The organism is Alkalihalophilus sp. As8PL (assembly GCF_040939795.1).
Lineage (GTDB): Bacteria > Bacillota > Bacilli > Bacillales > Bacillaceae_D > Alkalihalophilus > Alkalihalophilus lindianensis.
Map to the genome: position 1 here is coordinate 299,243 of NZ_CP162551.1, position 21,280 is coordinate 320,522.

The 21,280-nt window shown below is 38.0% G+C and carries 24 protein-coding genes and 1 riboswitch; of the genes, 11 read left to right on the forward strand and 13 right to left on the reverse strand.

Annotated features, from left to right (window positions below; genetic code table 11):
• Window positions 1-14 precede the first annotated feature (14 nt).
• The gene (locus tag AB3N04_RS02835; RefSeq protein ID WP_368504630.1) at window positions 15-950 is read right to left on the reverse strand and encodes an AEC family transporter; all 936 of its coding nucleotides are present in this window, start codon (window positions 948-950) and stop codon (window positions 15-17) included.
• Window positions 951-1,028: 78 nt separating this feature from the next.
• Window positions 1,029-1,667, reverse strand: coding sequence for an SDR family oxidoreductase (locus AB3N04_RS02840; protein WP_368504631.1), 639 nt, complete (start codon window positions 1,665-1,667; stop codon window positions 1,029-1,031).
• A gap of 148 nt (window positions 1,668-1,815) precedes the next feature.
• On the opposite strand from AB3N04_RS02840, the gene AB3N04_RS02845 reads away from it, so the two are divergent.
• Together AB3N04_RS02845 and AB3N04_RS02850 are read left to right on the forward strand one after the other, a co-directional pair.
• A complete protein-coding gene (locus tag AB3N04_RS02845; protein WP_368504632.1) occupies window positions 1,816-2,442 on the forward strand; it encodes a pyridoxamine 5'-phosphate oxidase family protein in 627 nt (208 codons plus the stop codon).
• Between the two features lie 47 nt (window positions 2,443-2,489).
• Window positions 2,490-2,900: a hypothetical protein gene (locus AB3N04_RS02850; protein ID WP_368504633.1), complete on the forward strand. Its 411-nt coding sequence runs from the start codon at window positions 2,490-2,492 to the stop codon at window positions 2,898-2,900.
• A 61-nt stretch (window positions 2,901-2,961) separates the two neighbouring features.
• Here AB3N04_RS02850 and AB3N04_RS02855 read toward each other — a convergent pair whose 3' ends face one another.
• Both AB3N04_RS02855 and AB3N04_RS02860 read right to left on the reverse strand, forming a co-directional pair.
• The gene (locus AB3N04_RS02855; RefSeq protein WP_368504634.1) at window positions 2,962-3,918 is read right to left on the reverse strand and encodes a GTP-binding protein; all 957 of its coding nucleotides are present in this window, start codon (window positions 3,916-3,918) and stop codon (window positions 2,962-2,964) included.
• Between the two features lie 126 nt (window positions 3,919-4,044).
• On the reverse strand, window positions 4,045-4,593 hold the full coding sequence (locus tag AB3N04_RS02860) for a DUF2179 domain-containing protein (RefSeq protein ID WP_368504635.1): 549 nt from the start codon (window positions 4,591-4,593) through the stop codon (window positions 4,045-4,047).
• Between the two features lie 242 nt (window positions 4,594-4,835).
• On the opposite strand from AB3N04_RS02860, the gene AB3N04_RS02865 reads away from it, so the two are divergent.
• Together AB3N04_RS02865 and AB3N04_RS02870 are read left to right on the forward strand one after the other, a co-directional pair.
• Window positions 4,836-5,864 carry a permease gene (locus AB3N04_RS02865; RefSeq protein WP_317120627.1) on the forward strand — a complete coding sequence of 343 codons (1,029 nt, stop codon included), beginning with the start codon at window positions 4,836-4,838 and terminating at the stop codon, window positions 5,862-5,864.
• 30 nt (window positions 5,865-5,894) lie between these two features.
• Entirely contained in the window at window positions 5,895-6,854 is a 960-nt protein-coding gene (locus AB3N04_RS02870) for a TIGR03943 family protein (protein ID WP_368504636.1), read from the forward strand.
• Window positions 6,855-6,897: 43 nt separating this feature from the next.
• On the opposite strand, the gene AB3N04_RS02875 is transcribed toward AB3N04_RS02870, so the two are convergent.
• The 6 genes from AB3N04_RS02875 to AB3N04_RS02900 all read right to left on the reverse strand — a co-directional run bounded on the left by AB3N04_RS02875 (window position 6,898) and on the right by AB3N04_RS02900 (window position 12,080).
• Entirely contained in the window at window positions 6,898-8,517 is a 1,620-nt protein-coding gene (locus tag AB3N04_RS02875; protein ID WP_368504637.1) for a carbon starvation protein A, read from the reverse strand.
• A complete protein-coding gene (locus AB3N04_RS02880; protein ID WP_368504638.1) occupies window positions 8,514-9,047 on the reverse strand; it encodes a hypothetical protein in 534 nt (177 codons plus the stop codon). The genes AB3N04_RS02875 and AB3N04_RS02880 overlap by 4 nt, the downstream gene beginning before the upstream one ends.
• Before the next feature lie 20 nt (window positions 9,048-9,067).
• Window positions 9,068-9,370, reverse strand: a complete 303-nt coding sequence (locus AB3N04_RS02885; RefSeq protein ID WP_368504639.1) for a CC/Se motif family (seleno)protein — start codon at window positions 9,368-9,370, stop codon at window positions 9,068-9,070.
• 251 nt (window positions 9,371-9,621) lie between these two features.
• Window positions 9,622-10,563 carry an aminoimidazole riboside kinase gene (locus tag AB3N04_RS02890; protein WP_368504640.1) on the reverse strand — a complete coding sequence of 314 codons (942 nt, stop codon included), beginning with the start codon at window positions 10,561-10,563 and terminating at the stop codon, window positions 9,622-9,624.
• A gap of 5 nt (window positions 10,564-10,568) precedes the next feature.
• A complete protein-coding gene (gene licT, locus AB3N04_RS02895; protein ID WP_368504641.1) occupies window positions 10,569-11,414 on the reverse strand; it encodes a BglG family transcription antiterminator LicT in 846 nt (281 codons plus the stop codon).
• Window positions 11,415-11,561: 147 nt separating this feature from the next.
• Window positions 11,562-12,080: a PTS glucose transporter subunit IIA gene (locus tag AB3N04_RS02900; RefSeq protein WP_368504642.1), complete on the reverse strand. Its 519-nt coding sequence runs from the start codon at window positions 12,078-12,080 to the stop codon at window positions 11,562-11,564.
• Between the two features lie 378 nt (window positions 12,081-12,458).
• On the opposite strand from AB3N04_RS02900, the gene AB3N04_RS02905 reads away from it, so the two are divergent.
• From AB3N04_RS02905 to AB3N04_RS02915, 3 genes are all read left to right on the forward strand, one after another.
• Entirely contained in the window at window positions 12,459-12,545 is an 87-nt protein-coding gene (locus AB3N04_RS02905; protein ID WP_049779878.1) for a YjcZ family sporulation protein, read from the forward strand.
• 207 nt (window positions 12,546-12,752) lie between these two features.
• A riboswitch (purine riboswitch) is annotated at window positions 12,753-12,854 on the forward strand.
• 139 nt (window positions 12,855-12,993) lie between these two features.
• On the forward strand, window positions 12,994-13,587 hold the full coding sequence (locus AB3N04_RS02910; RefSeq protein ID WP_368504643.1) for a xanthine phosphoribosyltransferase: 594 nt from the start codon (window positions 12,994-12,996) through the stop codon (window positions 13,585-13,587).
• 12 nt (window positions 13,588-13,599) lie between these two features.
• On the forward strand, window positions 13,600-15,129 hold the full coding sequence (locus tag AB3N04_RS02915) for an NCS2 family permease (protein WP_368504644.1): 1,530 nt from the start codon (window positions 13,600-13,602) through the stop codon (window positions 15,127-15,129).
• Between the two features lie 46 nt (window positions 15,130-15,175).
• On the opposite strand, the gene AB3N04_RS02920 is transcribed toward AB3N04_RS02915, so the two are convergent.
• From AB3N04_RS02920 to AB3N04_RS02930, 3 genes are all read right to left on the reverse strand, one after another.
• Window positions 15,176-15,319: a YycC family protein gene (locus AB3N04_RS02920; RefSeq protein WP_317120616.1), complete on the reverse strand. Its 144-nt coding sequence runs from the start codon at window positions 15,317-15,319 to the stop codon at window positions 15,176-15,178.
• Window positions 15,320-15,384: 65 nt separating this feature from the next.
• The gene (locus AB3N04_RS02925) at window positions 15,385-16,251 is read right to left on the reverse strand and encodes an SDR family oxidoreductase (protein WP_368504645.1); all 867 of its coding nucleotides are present in this window, start codon (window positions 16,249-16,251) and stop codon (window positions 15,385-15,387) included.
• A 76-nt stretch (window positions 16,252-16,327) separates the two neighbouring features.
• Window positions 16,328-17,077: an SDR family NAD(P)-dependent oxidoreductase gene (locus AB3N04_RS02930; protein ID WP_368504646.1), complete on the reverse strand. Its 750-nt coding sequence runs from the start codon at window positions 17,075-17,077 to the stop codon at window positions 16,328-16,330.
• Window positions 17,078-17,171: 94 nt separating this feature from the next.
• On the opposite strand from AB3N04_RS02930, the gene AB3N04_RS02935 reads away from it, so the two are divergent.
• Genes AB3N04_RS02935 through AB3N04_RS02950 form a run of 4 tightly spaced genes read left to right on the forward strand, consistent with a single transcriptional unit; the run spans window position 17,172 to window position 21,264 of the window.
• The gene (locus AB3N04_RS02935; RefSeq protein WP_368504647.1) at window positions 17,172-17,969 is read left to right on the forward strand and encodes a carotenoid biosynthesis protein; all 798 of its coding nucleotides are present in this window, start codon (window positions 17,172-17,174) and stop codon (window positions 17,967-17,969) included.
• Window positions 17,969-18,694, forward strand: a complete 726-nt coding sequence (locus tag AB3N04_RS02940) for a lysophospholipid acyltransferase family protein (protein WP_368504648.1) — start codon at window positions 17,969-17,971, stop codon at window positions 18,692-18,694. The genes AB3N04_RS02935 and AB3N04_RS02940 overlap by 1 nt, the downstream gene beginning before the upstream one ends.
• The gene (locus tag AB3N04_RS02945) at window positions 18,695-19,801 is read left to right on the forward strand and encodes a glycosyltransferase family 2 protein (protein ID WP_368504649.1); all 1,107 of its coding nucleotides are present in this window, start codon (window positions 18,695-18,697) and stop codon (window positions 19,799-19,801) included. It begins immediately after the preceding gene.
• Window positions 19,798-21,264 carry a phytoene desaturase family protein gene (locus AB3N04_RS02950; RefSeq protein ID WP_368504650.1) on the forward strand — a complete coding sequence of 489 codons (1,467 nt, stop codon included), beginning with the start codon at window positions 19,798-19,800 and terminating at the stop codon, window positions 21,262-21,264. Before AB3N04_RS02945 ends, AB3N04_RS02950 begins: the two co-directional genes overlap by 4 nt.
• Window positions 21,265-21,280: the final 16 nt, after the last annotated feature.

Consider the following 21,280-nt stretch of genomic DNA (forward strand, 5'->3'; position numbering starts at 1 on the left):
ATTGGGATCGCTTTTTATATTAGCCATAAAATCATTCCATAAAATAGCGGAATCGTCACTACGCAGAACATCGTGCTCATTGCAACCACTAAAGCTGCAAACTTGGCATCTCCTCCATACTTTTCTGCAAACATTGAAATCGTCGGTGCTGATGGTGTTGCAGTGACTAAAATGGCGACCCCAATTACCGTAAGAGAGATTGGCAGATACAAAAACGGAAGTAGGAGCATTGGAATAATAATAAGTTTGGCTAGCACAGCCAACCAAATATACTTTGAAAATAGAATAGATTTATAAGCTGAAAGAGAAATCCCTGCCAAAAGACTTCCAATAAGCAACATTGATAATGGCATCGTCATCTCCCCCAGTGTTAGAAGTAAAGTGGAAACTGAAGGAGGCCAGCTAACAGGTAACATCATAAATACTAAACCTAATGTGGTGGCCAAAACACCAGGGTTGACTAATAGTAACTTCATGTTAATCCTTTGATAGCTTCTTGCTACTAAATAAATGGCATAGGTCCAAATTAAGAATAGATAAAGCAACATAAAAATCGCTGTATATAAAATCCCTATCTCTCCAAATAAATGGTAAGTAACGGCATATCCAATAAACCCTTGATTACCAAAAATTATTAAGGCCTCGTACACCCCTTTTTGTTCAGAATCAATTGAAGATTTTTTCCTCATCACATACCCAACAATCGTTGCTGTACCAAGAGCATAAATGGATAAACCGAATAAAAGAATAAATTCAGCTAAAATATCAGACGTAAGTACGATATCCATCGAATAAAGAATTAAGGCGGGAAGCGTTATATATAAAATGACGTTTGTAATAACCTGGTTTGATTCTTTAGGCAGAATGGCATACTTTCTTGCAATGAAACCAATACTCGCTATAACTAATAATGCGAGCATTTCATAAAAAAGAACAAATACTCCCCCCATGCAACCACCTCAATCTATATGTATGAAGGTAAATAAAAAAAATGAGTAAGCACATTTCTTGTGCTTACTCATCATTATTTAAACGCGATCTAATGCATCCTCTATAGGTGTATCTCCATTTAAAATTTCAAAGGTCTTACCAAACGTATTAACACGATCAACAACACCAGCTAAGACTTTCGCTACATCTGCTCTAGTTATCGTCGTATCACGAACTTCAATTTCGTGTTCTAATTTAATATTTCCAGTAGCCTCATCATCTGTTAAACTTCCCGGTCGAACAATAGTATAGGATAATCCAGATTGTTTTAAGTAATCATCTGCGACTTTTTTAGCAACCAAGTAAGGTTTAATACGGTCGCTGCTATCTGGATCCACCGTCCCCATTGAGCTAAGCATCACAAATCGCTTAACTTGATATTTTTTTGCAGCATCGACAACTTTCATCGCACCCCACATATCAATTAAAATCGTTTTATCAGCACCCGTATGTCCACCTGAACCTGCTGCAAAAATCACTGCATCTACTCCATCAAAAGCATGATCAATCCCATCTTCTAAATCTGCAATGACTACCTGATCGGCTCCTGCATCCAAAAGAGCTTCAGTTTGTTTTTCATCTCTAATCATAGCGATTGCTTTATGGTTTGTTTGACTTAATTCAGTAATGGCTTGTTTAGCTACATTTCCATTTGCTCCAACTACTAGTACATTCATACAAACTTCACTCCTTTTATCTATATCCCTTATTCGTTTCCCTAAATAAGTTATTTTTAAACTTATTTGATAGCTCGCTGTTTACGCAATCAGCAGAGTAAAGTAAGATAAGAATTAATCGAATAATTCAAACAAATAGGAGCGGAATATGGATATCAATACACAATCGCTCGTTCATTCAGTTGAAGAGCTAGAAGAATTGATTGGTCAGCCCAGTCCTTTAGCTAAAAATAAAGTGATTTCTTACTTAGACTCACATGTCATTGATTTTTTATTAAAATCACCTTTTGTCATTCTTTCTACCTCTGATTCCAACGGTTTTTGCGATGCCTCGCCCCGTGGAGATGCCGCTGGCTTCATTAAAGTCATTGATGCCCATACGTTCATCATACCTGAGCGACCAGGAAATAAACGCCTTGATTCAATACGTAACATCTTACATAATCCTAAAATAGGTTTACTATTCCTAATCCCTGGTTTAAATGAAACATTACGTATTAATGGATCAGCATTTATCACAAAAGATCAAAATTTATTAGAGCAGATGAATGTAGCAGAAAAGACACCAAAGCTTGGCATTATTGTGAAAGTAGACGAATGTTTTATTCACTGTGCAAAAGCATTTATTCGTTCTAATCTATGGGATTCTACAAGTTGGAAAAGTGAATTACCTAATGCAGCTAAGATTCTCGTTACTCATGCTAAAAGCTTGCAGACAAATGTGAAAAAAGTTCAAGAACAACTAGAGGAAAGTTATACAAAAAGATTATATTAAGCTCTCTTGTTAGAGCAATTATCAAGTATTAAAAAGGAAGTGGATAAATGAGCTCATTAAGTGTTGATTGGAATGATACAACTCATTCGTTGAAAGTAATAGACCAACGTTACATCCCCCAAAAAGAAGTTTATCATGAGCTTCGATCAATTGAACAAGTATGGGAAGCAATCACATTCCAAAAGATCCAAAAGCATTCAGAAGTTGAAGTAGCCTCTGCATTCGGTTTAGTCTTGTGGAGTCAGTTTAAGCAATCAAATCAACTAGATTTATTTTTAGATGAATTATGTGCCAAACGTGACTACCTTTGCACAAGTAAACAAGCTAATGGCTCTATTTCTACTAGCGTCAATCGCGTTGTAACACGTGCTCTGAAAGCTCATACTGTTGAGGAAGCAAAACTGCTTTGTTTAAAAGAAGCAAAAGCAATTCAATCTGAAAAAGGATTGATGTCCTGAGTTTACATGCAAAATAGTACAAAAGAAGCGAAGCTTAAGAGCTCCGCTTCTTCCACATTATTTATTCAACAACCTCTTCCCTAAAGGAATTCATCAGTTCTTCCTTATTTAACCCAATTCCAATGAATATCATCACTAACTCATCATGACGGGACGTTGGTGTAAGTTGCAACTGCTTGGATGCATATTGAAAATCATAGGTTTTCGGTGTTTCGCTTATTTGAATCAGCCCTTTTGCCCGAAGTATTTTTTCATCATGCTTTTTTAACCATTTTTCAAATTTCACTCGATTTACTTTTCCTACATTGGAAACTTTAATTGCTTGGAAAGAATGATTGTGATGATGATGGTGTTCGTGTTCATCTTCCTCAGTATGATGAAAACTCATTTCATCCCATTTAAATCGTGTAGCAAATAAGTCCTCTTCTTCAATAAGCCCATTTGAAGTTTCAACGATCGGGGTCTGTTCGCTTTTACCACTCCGTACCTTCTTCCTCACTTTTTCTAACAACCGATCACTCGTTAAGTCGATTTTATTCAAAACAATTAAACTTCCAAAGGTCACCTGTTGTTTTAATAGTTCTCTTACTTCCTTGGCACTTTGAAACCTACTCTGATAGTCTAGGTATTTACTTGCATCAATTACACTAATAACCGATTGCAATTTTACTCGGTCAATTAATTGAGGGTGAGTTAGAGCTTCAATTATTTCCTCCGGGTTCGCAACTCCAGTGCCCTCAATGAATAAGATATCTCCTTTATTTTCTGTATGTAGAATTTGTTCAAGCTCACTTCGCATATCATCTTGAATCGTGCAACAAATACATCCATTTAAAAGTTCAACCATTTCAATGTCCTTAAATAAATGACGTTCTACATTGGTTTCGCCCAGTTCATTCATTACAATGATTGGCTGCATTCTTTTTGCCTTGGCTATCTCAATCATCTTTAGGAGTACCGTTGTTTTTCCACTTCCAAGAAATCCTGTTAGAACATACGCTGGAATCTGTTTGTTCACCTCTAACACCTCACATTCTTTTCTATTAAATTAGCATAAACATCACTATAAATCAAAATCATTCTTATTTACAACAATAAAAAGAACATAGGGATCGCTAATCGCTAACCTTATGTTCTTCAATTATTAAGCACTCATTTTCTTTTTCAAGAAATTATCCTTGCGTTTTTTCATTGCTTTTGTAATGTAACCGCCTTTAAAATTACGAGGCTCAAATGAAACAATAAATGCACTTGGCTCATATGAATTAACAATGTCAATAAATTCGCGTTCTCGATCTCTTCTTGCTGTGCAATCCAATCTAAAACGTGAAGAGCTCATGCCTTCTACCTCAGCAGTAGAAACACTAAATCCTACTTCTCTTAAGCGATTTGTTAACTCTTCATTCCGTTGCATGATATTAACTTCAATCGTTACATAGCCAATTGCAAGCTTTTGCTCAATAATAGCCCCTATGTAAAGACCTACCCCAAAACCTAGCGCATATGATGCCATATTTAAATAGTTGGATAAGTCACTGAACACTAGTCCTAGTGCTCCAACATAAATAATACCTTCTAGAATCCCCATAGCAGCTGCTTTTTCTTTCATCCCCTTAACCATCATAATCGTACGTAAGGTTAAGACTGGCACAAATAGCAGTTGCGCAACAAAAATAATTAAAGCCTGAACCATGTTCAATCACCATCCTTTTTCAAATATCCATCGGGCAACTCCCGTAGTGTAACAGGAAAGCTTCCATGAATCTAGCACTTTTTTTCGACGTTTTTCGCTAATTTTTCAATCCTGTTACGAATTCAAATCTTCTCCCTTTTTAAAGTTCAATTATGATAAACTATCAAAGGAACTCTCATAGATATTCCCTTCTCTACATAAGTTAATGAATAGACTGTTTAAAGGAGTCGATACCACCTATTATGAAAGTCCTCAGAGCATTTATTTCGTTTGGCAAAGACATGATTGGATTTGTCTTGCTCTTACTATTTTTAATTTTATTTTTTAACATTGAATCATTCAAAAATGATCAAGCAGGTCTTGGTGTACCGGATACTTGGTTAACTGTAAATACGATTTTCCTAAGCATTGTTATTGAAGCCGTACCTTTTATTTTACTCGGTGTATTCGTCTCGGCTTTAATTCAAATCTATGTAAAAGAAGAATGGATTCATCGCTACTTGCCTAAAAATGCTTTTGCTGCTCTCTTACCCGCTGCGTTTTTAGGTGCTATTTTCCCAATCTGCGAATGTGCCATTGTTCCGATTGTGCGCAGGTTAATCAAAAAAGGGATGCCTCTTCATGTAGGGGTTGTCTTTTTGGTAGGGGCACCTATTTTAAATCCTGTTGTAGCCGCTTCAACATACTTTGCTTTTCGAACAGACCTAACCGTCCTCTATGCCCGAATGGGACTGGCTTTTCTACTCGCCATCCTTATAGGAGCTATTTTATATGTGATTTTTAGAAATAGTGATCAACTCAAATTATCTAAAGATGAATTAATAGGAGTCCAGCCTGTAGAGCTACAGACCCCTAAGCGGAAAATGAATCGTTTTAAACAAACGCTCTATCATGCTTCAGATGAATTTTTCTTAATGGGTAAATACTTAATATTAGGAGCATTCATTGCTTCGTTATTTCAAACGTTCCTAGATAGAGAGATCCTATTAACAATTGGTAGCAATGAGTGGTCTTCGACTGCAGTAATGATGGCTTTTGCTTTCTTACTTTCCCTTTGTTCAGAAGCGGATGCATTTGTAGCTTCCTCATTTGGAAATACCTTTACAACTGGTTCATTGATTGCCTTTTTAGTGTATGGACCTATGCTAGATTTAAAAAATACGATCATGTTATTTGCTTTCTTTAAAGCTCGTTTTGTTGTCACATTTATGATCGTTGTAACCGTATCTGTGTTTGCAGCTGTCATGACCTTTCAATTTTTAGTCCTTTAAGATAGAAACTTTAGTAGGAGGTGTTTTAATTTGAATAAAGAGACGGACTTAGGATTTCATGCTTATATACGGGGAATTATATTAATTGGGTTTGCGCTATTAATACTTGCCTTTATTATTACGGGTAACATCCGTTACTACATTGCGACGAATATGATGCCATTTATCTACTTTGCAACAGGAGTGTTCTTAATATTAGGTGTTGTACAAATTATCAGAAGTACATCTAAAGGCCAAGAAGAAGAAGAATTATGTGACTGTGGTACTGACCATAGTATGGAAGGCTCAACCGTCACGAAGCTTTTGATTTACTCTATTTTCATCGCACCTATTGTACTTGGATTTGTTTTGCCTGATAAAGTTCTTGATAGTAGCGTCGCTCAAAACCGTGGGATTCAATATGGGTCTGGTATCTTAACAAAGCCTACTGCCCAAGGAGCAGCAGAATCTACCTCTTCTTCTACTTCTAGAGCAGAAGCCTATTTAAATGATCCAGATGGCTACATGGATAACTTAACTTCTGAACCTGATGAGACAGATGAATTTAATGCAGATGAATTTTATACCGAAGAAGGATTCAATTCTTATTATGATGAGATGGCTGAAGAATTACTTCAAGAAGATCGCCTAGTTGTGACCGAGGAAAATTATCTAGATGTTATGACTGTACTGGATTTACATTTGGATCGTTTCCAAGGAAAAGAAATTGAAATGGTAGGTTTTGTGTACCGAGAACCTGATTTTGACGATGATCAACTAGTGGTAGCTAGATTTGGAATGACATGCTGTGTAGCCGATGCTTCTGTATATGGAACGATGATTGAGACGAGCGATGCAACACTTTATGAAAATGACACATGGGTACACATTAGAGGCTCAATCGGAAAAACGATGTATAATGATTTTCACATCCCTCTTATCCACCTTGATGCGATGACGGAGGTTCCAGAACCTGAAACACCATATGTCTTCCCAAGCTTCGGAATATAAACGTAAAAAAGACGAGTCATTGATGAAATGACTCGTCTTTTTTTTACATTTTAACTGTACGATCTTGTTCTTCTTTCTCTGTAAGTGCTCTCCAACCTTCAATAGCTAGGAAAATACAAAGAATAAATAAGACGAATGCAGAGCCGAATAACAACCAGTTATTTGCGACAAAGTTGTTGTACATAAGTACCCCAAGAGCAGCAACTGTGACAAAGAACATGAAGAACATTGGTATAATTACATAGAATGTCCGTGCTCCAGTCTTCTTTAGCCATACCGCAACTGCAAGAAGAGCTAATGCACCAAGCATTTGGTTAGCTGAACCAAATAGCGGCCATACTTGACTCCAAGTTCCAGATAGGGCAAGTGCTGCAGCACCTACAAGTCCAGTAGCAGTTGCAATGTGTGAGTTTTGGAAAGCCTTAGGTGCACGATCCTCTGAAATTTCTTGAACAGCATACCGTAGTAAACGGGTTGCAGAATCAAGCGTTGTTAAAAGGAAAGCAGAAGCAGTTAACGCAGCAAATGTGACAGCTGTCGTTTCTGGGATACCCCAGAATGACATGAAGTGACCAATACCTGCAGCAAATGTCCCAATTGGACCACCAAGTGCATCCATTCTCGCTGCAAACTCTGCTTGCGATAGATAAGCAACTGAACCAATGGCAATGATTGCAAGAAATGCTTCTAGCAACATCCCACCATAAGCGATGAACTTTCCGTTTTTCTCATTATCAAGCTGTTTCGCAGTAGTACCAGATGATACTAGGGAGTGGAATCCTGAAATAGCTCCACATGCAATCGTAATGAATAAAATTGGGAATAAAAAGCCCATTGTTTCATGACGGAATCCTGTGTATGCAGGTAATTGAATGGTTGGAGATGCAATTAAAATACCAATAACAGCACCAATAATCATTCCATATAATAAAAATGCATTTAAATAATCCCGTGGTTGTAATAATAACCATACTGGCATAACTGAAGCCACGTACGCATAGCCTAGTAGGATAAGTGACCACGTTGTCGCGCTTAAGTGAATTGGGAAGTTAATACCAACCCAGATCGATAAGAGCATAGCAATAATACCAAACACACTTGCAATAACTAGGTTGACACGAAGCTGGTTGACAAAAAATCCAAAGATAAGAGCAATTCCTAAGAATAATACTGAAGCTGTAGCTGCTTCAGGCACAGAAACGAATGTGTTAGCTACAAGGATCATAAATACGCCGACCACAAGAATTAACGTAGCAATCGAGAATGTAAGAAATAAAAGCTGTCCTCTTCCACCCATATACTCTTTAATGACAGCACCAATTGATTTAGCTTTATGACGAATGGATGCTTGTAGGGATGTATAATCGTGCACTCCACCAATAAAAATACTTCCGATAATAATCCACAGTACAGCAGGTAGCCATCCAAATACAACCGCTGTGATCGGCCCTGTGATCGGTCCACCTCCTGCAATAGTAGCAAAATGATGCCCCAATAAAACTGGTTTTTTTGCTGGCACATATTCTATGCCATCATTTACTTCTACAGCAGGTGTAACACGATTCGGATCAACTTTTAATTCTTTTTCTAAAAAGCGTCCATAAATACGATAAGCGAGCAGTAAAATCACACCTGAGATCATCATTAATGTTAAAAAGTTCATACTCTAGCTTCCCCCTTTAGTAAGGCATCCTCAAATCCCTTAACAAACTCTCTACCTTTGTTATTTACATATACTTTTCTCTCTGTTAGGTCGACAATGGCAATATATCGATCTGCCCAACCATGTAAACCATAATTTAAGAATTGCAGCTTCCGTGCCTTCCTCACCTCCTTCATTACCTTTTTATCTATTGGTTGATTGGTCACAATGAATCCGACAAAATACGTTGACATATGATCTCGCTTAGCTGGTACGAATTCCTTAATCCGGGTATCAATTTCTTTTGCAAATTGCTTAATGTCTTCAGTCGAGATACCGTTTGCTTGGCTCTTCACAAACGCATATTGTTGATTTTCTACACTCCACACTTTAATTGTTTTAGTCATAAGATATTTCTCATCACGTCGTTGAAATTCTGCATAAAAATCTAATTCCGTCTTCCCAAGCTTTTCTTCACGATACACATTGAATTGCATCGTATACTGGTTAGCCATTTCATTAATAAATTCTTTCATTTCAATATTCTTCATTACACTCACCTAACTCCTCATTAAAATCTCTGTAAGCCTGATGCTTGTAATCTCTTGATCCAACCAAATGAAGAAAGGTGGATTTGTAATCCTTTTTCTTTTAGAGGAAGATTCGGCTCAAGTAGCAACTCTATTTCTTTATGCTGAATTTTCTGAAATTTATCACTACCACTAGGTCTCTTGGTTGACAAAACTAATTCAGTTATGCCACCTGTACAACAAGACGCATTCCCATGAAATAAGGAGACGAATAAGGTACCTCCTCGTTCGTTGATATAGTCATATGCCTTTTCTGAGATTGTAATAGGAACATCCGAAGCCAACTTGATCACCTCTTACTGAAACATGCCTTCTTTTGAAGCATATTACCTTTTGCCTAATAGTATTAACAATTTTCAAACTTTTCTACCAACTATTTATCATTATACAAAAATAGAAATAGAAAACAAGTGTAAGTTGAAGAAATTGTAGGATTTTCTAACAATATCGCAAAATCCTTAAGAGATTATTGAAATATCTGGCGATTCTACATAAATAAACCCTCGAACATTCTTGTTGTTCGAGGGTTCATTTATTATGAAAGGTGTTTTTTAACTTCTTCTAATGTAGGAAGAGCCGTCATTGCTCCACGCGTGGATGCGGCTAATGAACCTGATACAGATGCAAATTGAATAATTTCTTTCCAATCCTGCTGAGAAAGTTCAATAACTTTCTCGCTCCTCTCACTAAGTTGGTATAGAATACCTGATACAAAAGCATCCCCTGCACCAGTGGTATCAACGGTTTTAACCTTTCGCGCCGATACATGCAACGTTTCTTTTTTTACATGTATATAGCTCCCTTTGCTTCCGTATGTAACTAAAAGAACGGGAATTTCATATTGAGCTAACTTTTCAATTCCTTTTTGAAGCTCTTTTTCCCCTGTGATAAAGTGTAATTCCTCATCAGAAATCTTTACAACATCTGCTTCACTTAACATTGAGGTAATTGTCTTTTTTGCTTCTTCTTCTGAAGGCCATAACCCTAAGCGTAAATTAGGATCATATGAAATAATGAGGTTGTTTTCTTTCGCTAATTTGACGGCTTCCATTGTCGCACTTTTACTAGGTTCACTTATCATTGAAATTGAACCAAAGTGAAGGATGTTATGTGTAGTAAAAATGTCTGCTTTAAGATCTTCTTTTGCTAAAAAACGATCCGCGCTTGGGTCGATGTAAAAACTAAAGTTACGTTCACCATCAGAATCTAACGTGACAAATACCACTCCCGTTCTCGCTTCCTTTGTTAATATCATAGAAGAAACGTCGACCCCATGCCTCTTCAATGTGTCCTTCATAAAGTCCCCAAGCACGTCCTGACCTACCTTACCTACAAATGTTGATTTAGCTCCTAACTTTGCACACGCTACTGCGACATTTGCAGGGGCTCCGCCTGGGCTTTTTTGATACGTGGTATTATCTGCATCTAATGGGATGAAATCTATTAGAGCTTCACCAAGTGAAATAATTCCTTTCATTCTTCTTACACCTCATTTTCTTTCTTCTTTTCAATCCTTTGTATGTGCAACGTCAAATAGACAAGTTCTGAAGGTGGGAGCTTCTGTTCAAGCCTATCTTTTACATGTGCTGCAAGCTTTAGTGACGTTTCATAGGATTGTTGATATTTATCTTTTACAAGATCATGCATTTCAGGGTCCACATCTTGAAAAGGCTGCTGCTCAACGACCCTTTTCAAAGCAAAATTAAGATGAGTCATTAACCGTTGATATGAGATAGACTCCTCTTCCACCCTTACTTGAAGCGTTTCCTCAATTAGTGTGATGAGCTCATGCAATATTACAGTTGTATTCATTACTTCATTCATAGTGGAACTATTCATTTTAGCTGTATGGATATGTAGAGCCAAATGACCTGCTTCATCCTCTGGTAATCGAATGCCTACTTGATCATATACAAGCTCGACTGCCCATTTACCAACTTCAAACTCAGTGGGATACAATGCTTTGATTTCATGGAGGAGTTTATTATGTAAGCTAAACCCTTGTTTAATACGATCAATCGCAAAGGATAAGTGATCAGCTAAGGCAACATGGACGTGCTCATTCAAGTTCGTTCGCAAGTATTTTTCTGCATACGTAATAATTTGCTCAGCTAGTGAGATGTGCTCTTCCGGTAGCATATGGATGATTTGTGTAAACTTCTCGTATTCGCTCTTATCTTGCATCACAAATACTTTCTCGATTTTCTCAGGATTAATGACATCATTTTTCTTCTTTCCAAAAGCAAGTCCTGACCCCATCACAATGATTTCCTCATGACCTTCTTTTACTACGACTACATTGTTGTTCAACACTTTATTAATCTTCATCAATATGCTCCTAGTTATTCCGACATACTCTATACACCAAACTATTGTAGCGGAAATTAGAGAAAAGCGAAAGCTCTCCTTGCTTTAGATTCTTTAAAGGGTAGCACGAAAAAAGTGAAGCCAGCGAATGGCTTCACTTACATGTCATTACCCTTTCATCTTTAATGTAAGTAGAGGTGTTTCACCTGCAACTACATCTATCGCTGTTTCTTTCACAACACTATCTAAATCGTCTTGGTTTGTCACAACGATTGGTGTAATAATGCTAGCAGCTTTTTCTTTTACAAGGTCAAGGTCGAAGTCCACTAATGCGTCTCCTACTTTCACTTTGTCACCTTCTTTTACATGGGCTATAAATCCTTCTCCTTTCATATTAACTGTTTCAAGGCCGATATGAAGAAGAATCTCAGCACCCCCTACTGTTTTAATACCGATCGCATGCTTCGTAGGGAAAACTTGCATGATCTCACCAGATACTGGGGCTACAACTGTCCCACTAGTTGGCTCAACAGCGACTCCTTCACCCATCATTTTCTCAGCAAACGTAGGATCTGGAACAGCTTCGATTGCTACTGATTTACCCGTCATTGGTGAGTGAACAATTTCTTGTTTAGGTTGAACTGGTGTAGCTTCTTTCTTATCAAGTCCGAATAGTTTCTTTAACATTTTCAAAACACCTCTCAATTAATTTCATGACATGGATTTGTCGTCTTTTACTTTACAAAAGAAAAAAGACCCAAAAAAACGTATAAAGATAGCCTCGCGCTCCCCATTCGTTTCTCAAGGTCTTGCCTGATCTAATCAGTTACAATCCTGCCCTATTCATTTCGCTTACATATTTTAATATGAATGCAGGACCTTGTCAAATAATGTCGCACTAAGGGAAGGCTTGTTTGTACTATTCCCCTCAGAGAGTATTCTCAAACAAGAAAAGACAAGATTTAAGAAATACTGACTTTCACCTAAAAATTTTCGAATTAGCCCAACCATACTCAGCGCTTTGACATAGTATGTATGGAACAGAGCAGAAAGGAGTTGACAGATATGGGTTACTCTTATCAAGGTGGTTTTACGTTAATCGTCGTATTATTCATCTTATTAGTAATTGTCGGTTCCGCTTACGTATGCTAACTCATCACTAAGACCCCCTCCTTATAATGAACGCATATAACCCCTTAGCAAATTGCTAGGGGGTTAGTGGAATTTTCAAAATCCAGAAAGTCGTCTAATTAAACCCCTTAAAAACGAATGAATTTTCCGAATTTAACTCTTTTATTCGTTTTTTTCAAAAAACTCTTTCAAAACAAGAATGAATCCTCTATAATGACCCGTATACACAAACATTAAATAAAATGAACTCGTATAATCGTGGGGATATGGCTCACAAGTTTCTACCAAGCTACCGTAAATGGCTTGACTATGAGTGATTTTTGACATCCGTCTTTTGAGTATGTGGGCCTATTTCTGTGGCTTCCTTCTCGATAGGTTTTTGTAAACCCGAATGTCAAGGTATCACTTGTAGTCATGCAGGTACCTTGGGATTCGGGTTTTTTGTTGTAATTTATGGGGAGGGTGTCATATGGAACAACTAAAAAAAGCAATTCGCGAGAGAGGAAGGGTATTATCGGATGAGGTGTTAAAAGTCGATACCTTTTTAAACCATCAGGTTGATACCCACTTAATGGCTGAGGTTGGTAAGGAATTTGCTGCAAGGTTTAAAGAAGATGGCATCACCAAAGTTTTAACGATTGAATCATCAGGAATTGCTCCAAGTTTTATGGCAGCGACTGATTTAGGGGTCCCTCTAATCTTTGCACGCAAGAAAAAATCCCTTACTTTAACAGATAATTTATTAATTAGTCAGGTTTACTCTTTTACGAAACAACAAACAAATGACATTTCCGTCTCAAAAGATTTTCTAAATGAGGGTGATCGCGTATTAATTATTGATGACTTTCTAGCAAATGGACAAGCGGCATTTGGATTAATCGATATTGTTAAACAAGCTGGAGCACATGTGAGTGGAATTGGCATTGTGATCGAAAAATCCTTTCAACCAGGAAGGGTAAAACTTGATGAACAAGGATATCGCGTTGAATCATTAGCACGTCTTCATTCCCTAGAGGATGGTAAGGTCACATTTGTAGATGAAACAGTTTCTGTTCAATCATAAGGGGGAACAAATATGTCAACGAATACAATCCATTATCCACTATATAAAAAAGAAGATACTGATGCGTTTTTCGCACTTTTTCAAAACAACTTAGCAAACTTTGTCATTATCGCTGTCACCATGCTTGGCATGGGCTTTCCTGCTAGCATTGTTTTTGGAAAAGTGATTCCTGGTGCAGCGGTAGCCGTTATGGTCGGTAATCTTTACTATGCTTATATGGCAAAGCGATTAGCGGTAAAAGAAAATCGGACAGATGTTACTGCCCTATCTTACGGAATAAGTACTCCCGTTATGTTTGTTTTCTTATTTGGAGTGTTGGCGCCTGCTAATGCGTTAACCGGTAACCCTGAACTTGCTTGGAAAATTGCCGTTGCTGCAGCCTTTTTAAGTGGACTTGTTGAAGCGTTGGTTAGTTTATCTGGAAATTGGGTTCGTGACCACCTCCCTCGTGCGGCAATGTTAGGTGCTCTTGCAGGGGTTGCGATTACGTTTATTGCTGGTGAAATGTTATTTAATACCTTTTCGATTCCAGTTGTTGGTCTCGTAGCACTTGCTATTATTTTAGTGGGAGTTGTTGGAAAAGTAGCGATGCCATTTAAAATTCCAGCTTCACTTTTTGCAGTAATAATTGGTACTGCTTTAGCTTTTGCACTTGGGTATCAATCTCCAGGAAGTATTGCTGAAGGGATTGCCAATGTCGGATTTTACCCTATCCTTCCATCATTTGCCGCATTTGAAGGGATGACGTATTTATTCGGTGCTTTAATTGGTTTACTGGCAGTCCTTTTACCCATCACGTTATATAATGCGATTGAAACAATGAACAATGTAGATGCAATGTCTGCTGCGGGAGATTCTTATGATGTACGTGAATGTCAAGCGGTGGATGGTGCAGGTACGATGATCGGTGCAATTTTTGGTGGCTTGTTCCCTACTACCGTGTATATTGCTACTGTAGGCTCTAAGCAAATGGGAGCAGGACGTGGTTATAGTATCTTAAATGCGATCGTATTTGGTATTACGGCAGTTACAGGTGTCATTGCAGGCCTTGCTGCGATTATTCCACTAGCAGCGATTGCACCAATCCTGGTGTTCGTTGGTCTTTCAATGGTCACAACTGCTTTTGAGTCAAACAAGAAAAAATATTATCCAGCTGTAGCGATTGCTATGCTACCCTACTTTGCAAACTATGTGATGACGCGATTTAATAACGGTGCTGGTGAGGTAGTCGCTGGAATTTCGGAAGGGATTGTACCTTTAGGTCAAGGAGCGATGTTTACAGCGATTCTATTAGGAGCCATGACTGTTGCTATTATTGATCGTAACTTTAAACAAGCAACGATCTTCTCATTAATCGCTGCCTTCCTCTCTTTCGTTGGATTTATGCATGCACCGGCATTAGCTATTAATGCTGCTCCAGATTTTGCGATGGGTTATGTGTTAGTTGCTGTATTCTTTATCTATTGTGCGTACAAACAAGCAACAGCTATTGAAACTCAAAACTCAGAACTATCTCAACCAAAACATCAAGTTGCCTCTTAATAAACAAACACAAGCGTATCCTCACTAAAAGGATACGCTTGCTTTTTTAATTTGACTCTTCTTTTTTTTCAAGCTCCGCCAATTTTGCAAGTAGAATATGCTGTGGCATATGCATAATTTGTTCAATCGGAACATTTAACGATTTTGATAATTTTTGTGCAGTCTCTGCTGAAATTTGTAAAGGTTTCATCTCTATCACTCCTCACAATTAAGTGTAGCGGATTGGAACTAAGGATATGCAACACTCATCTTTACTTAGCCATTTACGATCGTTCCTCCATTTACATGCAGCATTTGCCCACTCACATAGGAAGAATCATCTGAAGCCAAATAGACATACGATGGAGCAAGTTCTTCTGGTTGGCCTGCACGTTTCATCGGAGAATTTTGACCAAACGAAGCCACATGACTCGCATCAAAACTTGCCGGGATCAGCGGCGTCCAAATTGGACCAGGTGCCACCCCATTAACACGGATACCACGCTTTATTAAGGATTCTGAAAGCGAACGAGTAAAGCTGACAATCGCTCCTTTAGTCGATGAATAATCAATCAACTGATCATTGCCCTGATAAGCAGTAATAGACGCTGTATTTATAATACTCGCACCTGCTTTCAAATGAGGGAGGGCAGCTTTGGTTACATGAAAAAAGGAGAAGATATTTGTTTTAAATGTTCGCTCCAATTGTTCAGTTGTAATGGCTTCTAATGATGTTTGAGGATGTTGCTCTGCTGCATTATTTACGAGAATATCTATTTGGTTATGTGTCTCGATCGTTTTTTGAACTAGTTGTTTCGCGATACTCTCTTCGCCAATATCCCCAGTAAATAAAAGGCAGCTTCTTCCTTCTTTTTCAACTAATTGCTTTGTAATTTGAGCGTCATCATGTTCATCTAAATAACCGATTACAAGATCAGCTCCTTCTCTTGCAAATGCGATCGCGACTGCTCTTCCGATCCCACTATCTCCTCCAGTAATAAGAGCTACCTTCCCTTCAAGCTTTCCACTTCCTTTGTACCGAGGACGATCAAAAATTGGTTTTGGTTCCATCTCCTCTTCAAAGCCCGGTTGTCGATTTTGATGTTGAGCCGGTTGACTCGTTGGGTATGATTTATTTGCCATTAATCTAACACTCCTTTTCCATTAGTTTCTCACCGATTAGAGAAAACATGAGTGCATGATTGTAAGTGATCAGTGATCAATGTTCATATATCATTTTCCGTGTCATGCCTCCGTCTAAGATGATATTTTCACCTGTGATAAATGAATTTTCTCTATTCGTTAAGTATAAACATGCCAGCGCTATATCTTTAGGAGTTCCTACACGGTTGGAGAAATGCTGTTCGTGATCCACCCTTCTCAATTTATCCATATGTCCTGTGTGAATCCACCCCGGACTAATGGCATTTACACGAATTCCCTCATCCTGTAGACTAGCCGCATAAGCGTGTGTTAATGAAACAATACCCCCTTTTGAAGCAGCATAAGCCTCAGAGTTTGGTTCAGACATAAATGCTCGTGTTGAGGCAATATTGACAATCGAGCCGTACCCCTCTTGTTTCATGATCGTTGCTACTTCTTTAGTACAAATAAACACGCTCCGTAAATTAGTATTTATCACATCATCCCACTCGTCTACAGAGAGTTCAAAAGGTGACTTGAAAATAGATACACCTGCATTATTAATTAAGATATCAATCCGATCAAATTGTTGCTTTACATGACTAACCATTTCTATGATTTGACTTTCCTCTCTCACATCACATGCAAGTGCATGAATTATTCCAGCGCTTTCTTTTGACGTTCCTTCTTCGTTTACGAGATCCTTCACTGCCTCTATATCAATATCTGTTGCAATCACGATCGCACCCTTTTTGACATATTCTTTTGCAACCGCTCGCCCTATTCCATTCCCTGCACCTGTAACAATAACAACTTCTTTTCTCATTTCAGTCCTCCATCCTATTCAACAAACTGTACAATATTTGTACAATTTAAAGAATCACTTTATAATGATCATAGTAGATAAGGGGGCGAAAGTCATGTCACATACATTTGATCGATACCTATTTAGACTCTTTCTTTTTTGGTACATAAATGGAGTTATTTTACTTACCTTCGACATCCTGCCTCCTGCACTAGAATGGGCAAACGCAGTCTTTCTTATTTTATCGGGAACACTTGGTGTCATTTATTTCATGCGAAATTATGGTTTGGTACTAGGAAACATTCTATCCGTTCTTATTTTCTTTATCACACTTTTGGTTGAAGGTATTGGTGTTCATTATGGATTGTTTTTCGGACATTACTACTATAATCCTGATTTTGGATTAGTCGTTTTTGATCTTCCCTTAACAATAGGATTTGCTTGGTTGATGGTGATAGCTACCACCCATGTACTTAGTAAAGAATTGACCAAGTGGATTCCTAACATCTGGGTGAAGGGAATTGCGTATGCTACTTTTGCTAGTTTTGCAGCAGTTGTCATAGATTTGATCATTGACCCTGTTGCTTTTCACATTAAACAGTATTGGATATGGGATCAAGGCGGACTTTATTATGACATCCCCTTATCAAATTTCGCAGGCTGGTTCTGGCTGGCGTTTCTTTTACATTCAGTTATATACCTAATCTTAGTTGGTAAGAAACAATATCATTTTGATCAATCTACCTACTGGAAAAATCGAATGGTGTGGCTGTTTGCATTAATGATTTTGATGTTTATGATTATCGCTGCTACCGGTGAACTTTGGTTCGCTATCTTAACGACCGCTATCCCAACGAGCGTTATTCTTATTATTTATGTAAGGTCCACTACAAAAGAAAATGGTGAGAGCTAGTGATTACAGCAAAGAAGAGCCGTTGGTTTAGGCGTTTTTTTCACTTCTATAATACAAACTGGTTACTAAGACGTTCTTTTTATAACATTCACCTTAAAGGTCACTTCCCTCAAACTGACCGGCCACTTATCCTCATGGCAAATCATAGTAGCTGGTGGGATGGCTTAATTTCTTTTTACTTATCTGAAAAATGTGTGCACCATGATAGCTATGCAATGATGGCTGAAGAAGGGATAAGTGCCTTTCCCTTTTTTAGGAAAATCGGTGCCTTTTCAGTGAACCCCTCAAATCCACGCTCTCTCATTCAATCACTGAACTACGCCCGCACAAAACTAATCCCACATCAAGCTGTGTGGATGTTCCCCCAAGGCGCAGAAGAACATCTTGAAAAACGCCCTCTAGGTTTTAAACCAGGCGTCGCTTACTTGCTTGAAAACGAGCCAGAAGCAATCGTAGTACCGATAACCTATTATTATACGTTCAGACATGAACAACGACCCGAACTTTTTATTGAAGTCGGTCCTGGTCTTTCTTTTAAAGACAAAATGACTCAAGAACGAAAAGAACTGACAACGATACTTGAACATCTTCTAACTTCTCAACTTGATAAACAAAAACAATACATTATTCAAGAAAGAATTGAGGAATATTCTTCGCTCATTAGAGGTAATAGAACTGCTAGCGAATGGTTAGACACGTTTAAAAAAAGATGGAGGAAGCGCTAAATGGTTATCACACTTATTATCATCCTTGTTCTTCTTTTAATCTGGACGCTCATCAACCGCTTGTTCATTCCAAATCTTCCGCAAAAAGAAGAACACACTGATCACCAACCATTAATCTCTGTTTTGGTTCCAATACGAAATGAAGAACGGAATGTAGCCGACTTATTAGCTTCACTATCACTCCTAAGCTATCCAAACCTTGAATTTATCTTTCTTGATGATGGTTCTACAGACGGTACAAACTCTCTTCTATATCAACATAGCAAACCATTTAAGTCTGTAAAAATTCTAAAAGGGAAGCCATTGCCTAAAGGATGGATAGGAAAAGTTCATGCTTGCTATCAGTTAGGACGTGAGGCAAGCGGGGACTATTTAGCTTTTATCGATGCTGATATTCGTTTGGCCCCGACTACACTTGATCGAACACTCTATTTAATGGAAGATAAAAACGTGGGTTTGATTACCGGGTTTCCTCACTTCCCTACTACTAGCATACTAAGCAAGTTGCTCGTACCAATGCAACATATGATTGTCCTTTTGCATCTGCCACTGTTTATCGCCAATCGTACGACCATGCCTGCATTCACGGCTGCACACGGAGCATTTATGTTTTTCAATCGACAAGCCTATGATAAAGCCGGTGGTCATGAAGGTGTTAAATACTCGTTAGTTGAAGATGTTCATTTAACTCGCGCAGTTAAAAATAGTGGGTATAAGGCTCTCTTAGCAAATATCACAACAGAAGTACAATGTCATATGTATGAGTCCAATCAAGAAGTTTGGAATGGCTTTTCAAAAAACATCTTCCCTGGAATCGGACGTTCCTATTTGCTTGCAATCATACTGTCATTATTTTATATCTTTGTGTTTATTACTCCCCTTCCACTAGCTGTAATGGGGATTCAATCAATGAACGCAGTTTACTTTTTACCTTTACTGCTCACTTTTTGTATTCGTTTTTTTATTGATTGGTCTTTGAAGCAGGAAAAATGGCTCTGGGTGTTAATGCCATTTTCTGCGATTAGTTTATTACTCGTATTGTATCGTTCGATGTATTTAAGCATAAAAGGTAAAGGCTTTGAATGGAAAGGACGTCGTTACTTATGACAAAGGTTGGAATTATTGGTGGAGGTTTAGGTGGGTTAACGAGTGCAATGCTACTAGCCCATAAAGGCTTTGACGTTCATGTATTTGAAAAAAATGATCACCTTGGTGGAAAAATGATGCGGATGACGCTTGAGAATGCACAGTTTGATTTTGGTCCAAACACCATCACCATGCCTGATGTCTTTCAACGCATTTTGCAAAAAACAGGTGTGAACCCAGATGATTATCTTCAGTTTATTAAATTAGAAACGCACACTCGAAATTATTTTAGCGACGGAACAACGTTTGATCTTTCAACCAATAAAGAGGAAATGATCAATCTACTAAGTCAATTTGAAGGTGAGCCTGCAAAAGAGCAATACGCAAAATATTTAAGAGAAATTGAGCGATTATATCGTCTGTCAGATCGTTACTTTCTACATAGAACCTTTACTAGTTGGCGAGATTACCTTTCTCCTGATTTAACCAAAGCACTCTTACAAGTCAAGCCACTTCAAACACTAGATTCTTTTCATCGAACCTTCTTTACGAATGAAAATCTAGTACAAATGCTCAATCGTTATGCTACCTACATTGGGTCCTCTCCTTATATCGCTCCAGCCACTTTTGCGATGATCGCTTACCTGGAATTAATGGATGGCGTCTATTATGTCAAAGGAGGAAATCCAACGATTGCAGAGGCATTAGCAAAACGGTCAAAGGAACTCGGAGTACATCTACATCTAGGGGTTGAAGTAACAAAGCTTGAGGTTTCAAATAAAGAGGTGCATGCAATAGAGTTATCAAATGGCGATCAAATTAAAGTAGATGAGGTCATTATGAATGGGGACTTGCTATCAGTCTACCCTTCATTAGTCGCACCAGAACATCGACCTTCTTTCTCCGAGAAAAAAATTCAACGATTTGAGCCATCAATCTCAGCTTTTGTACTTTTAGTAGCCCTTTCAAAAAGATTTGATTCCTTCATTCATCATCAAGTTTATTTTAGCTCATCTTACAAGGAGGAGTTTGAACAACTGTTCAATAAGAAACAATATCCAACTGATCCTACAATTTATATTTGTAACTCTTCTTATACAGATAAAAGCGTTTCTCCTGATGGTGATAATTTATTTATATTAGTTAATGCACCAACAAGTTCGACTCCTCTTGATTTAGAGCAATATAAGCAAGTAATTTATAAAAAACTAAAACGCTACGGAGTAGATCTTGTCCCTCATATTAAAGCTGAAATGATCATTGATCCTACTTGGATTCAAACTACCTTTCATGCTTATCAAGGTTCATTATACGGACCAGCGTCAAACAAAATGAAAGATGCCTTTTTACGACCGGCAAATAAAGCACGAGATCTCTCAAATCTCTATTTTGTCGGAGGTTCGACTCACCCTGGGGGCGGGTCGCCTATGGTGACCCTTAGTGGTGAAAATATAGCGAACGTACTCATCTCAAAATATAGCTAAAAAGCGTGCAATGGAG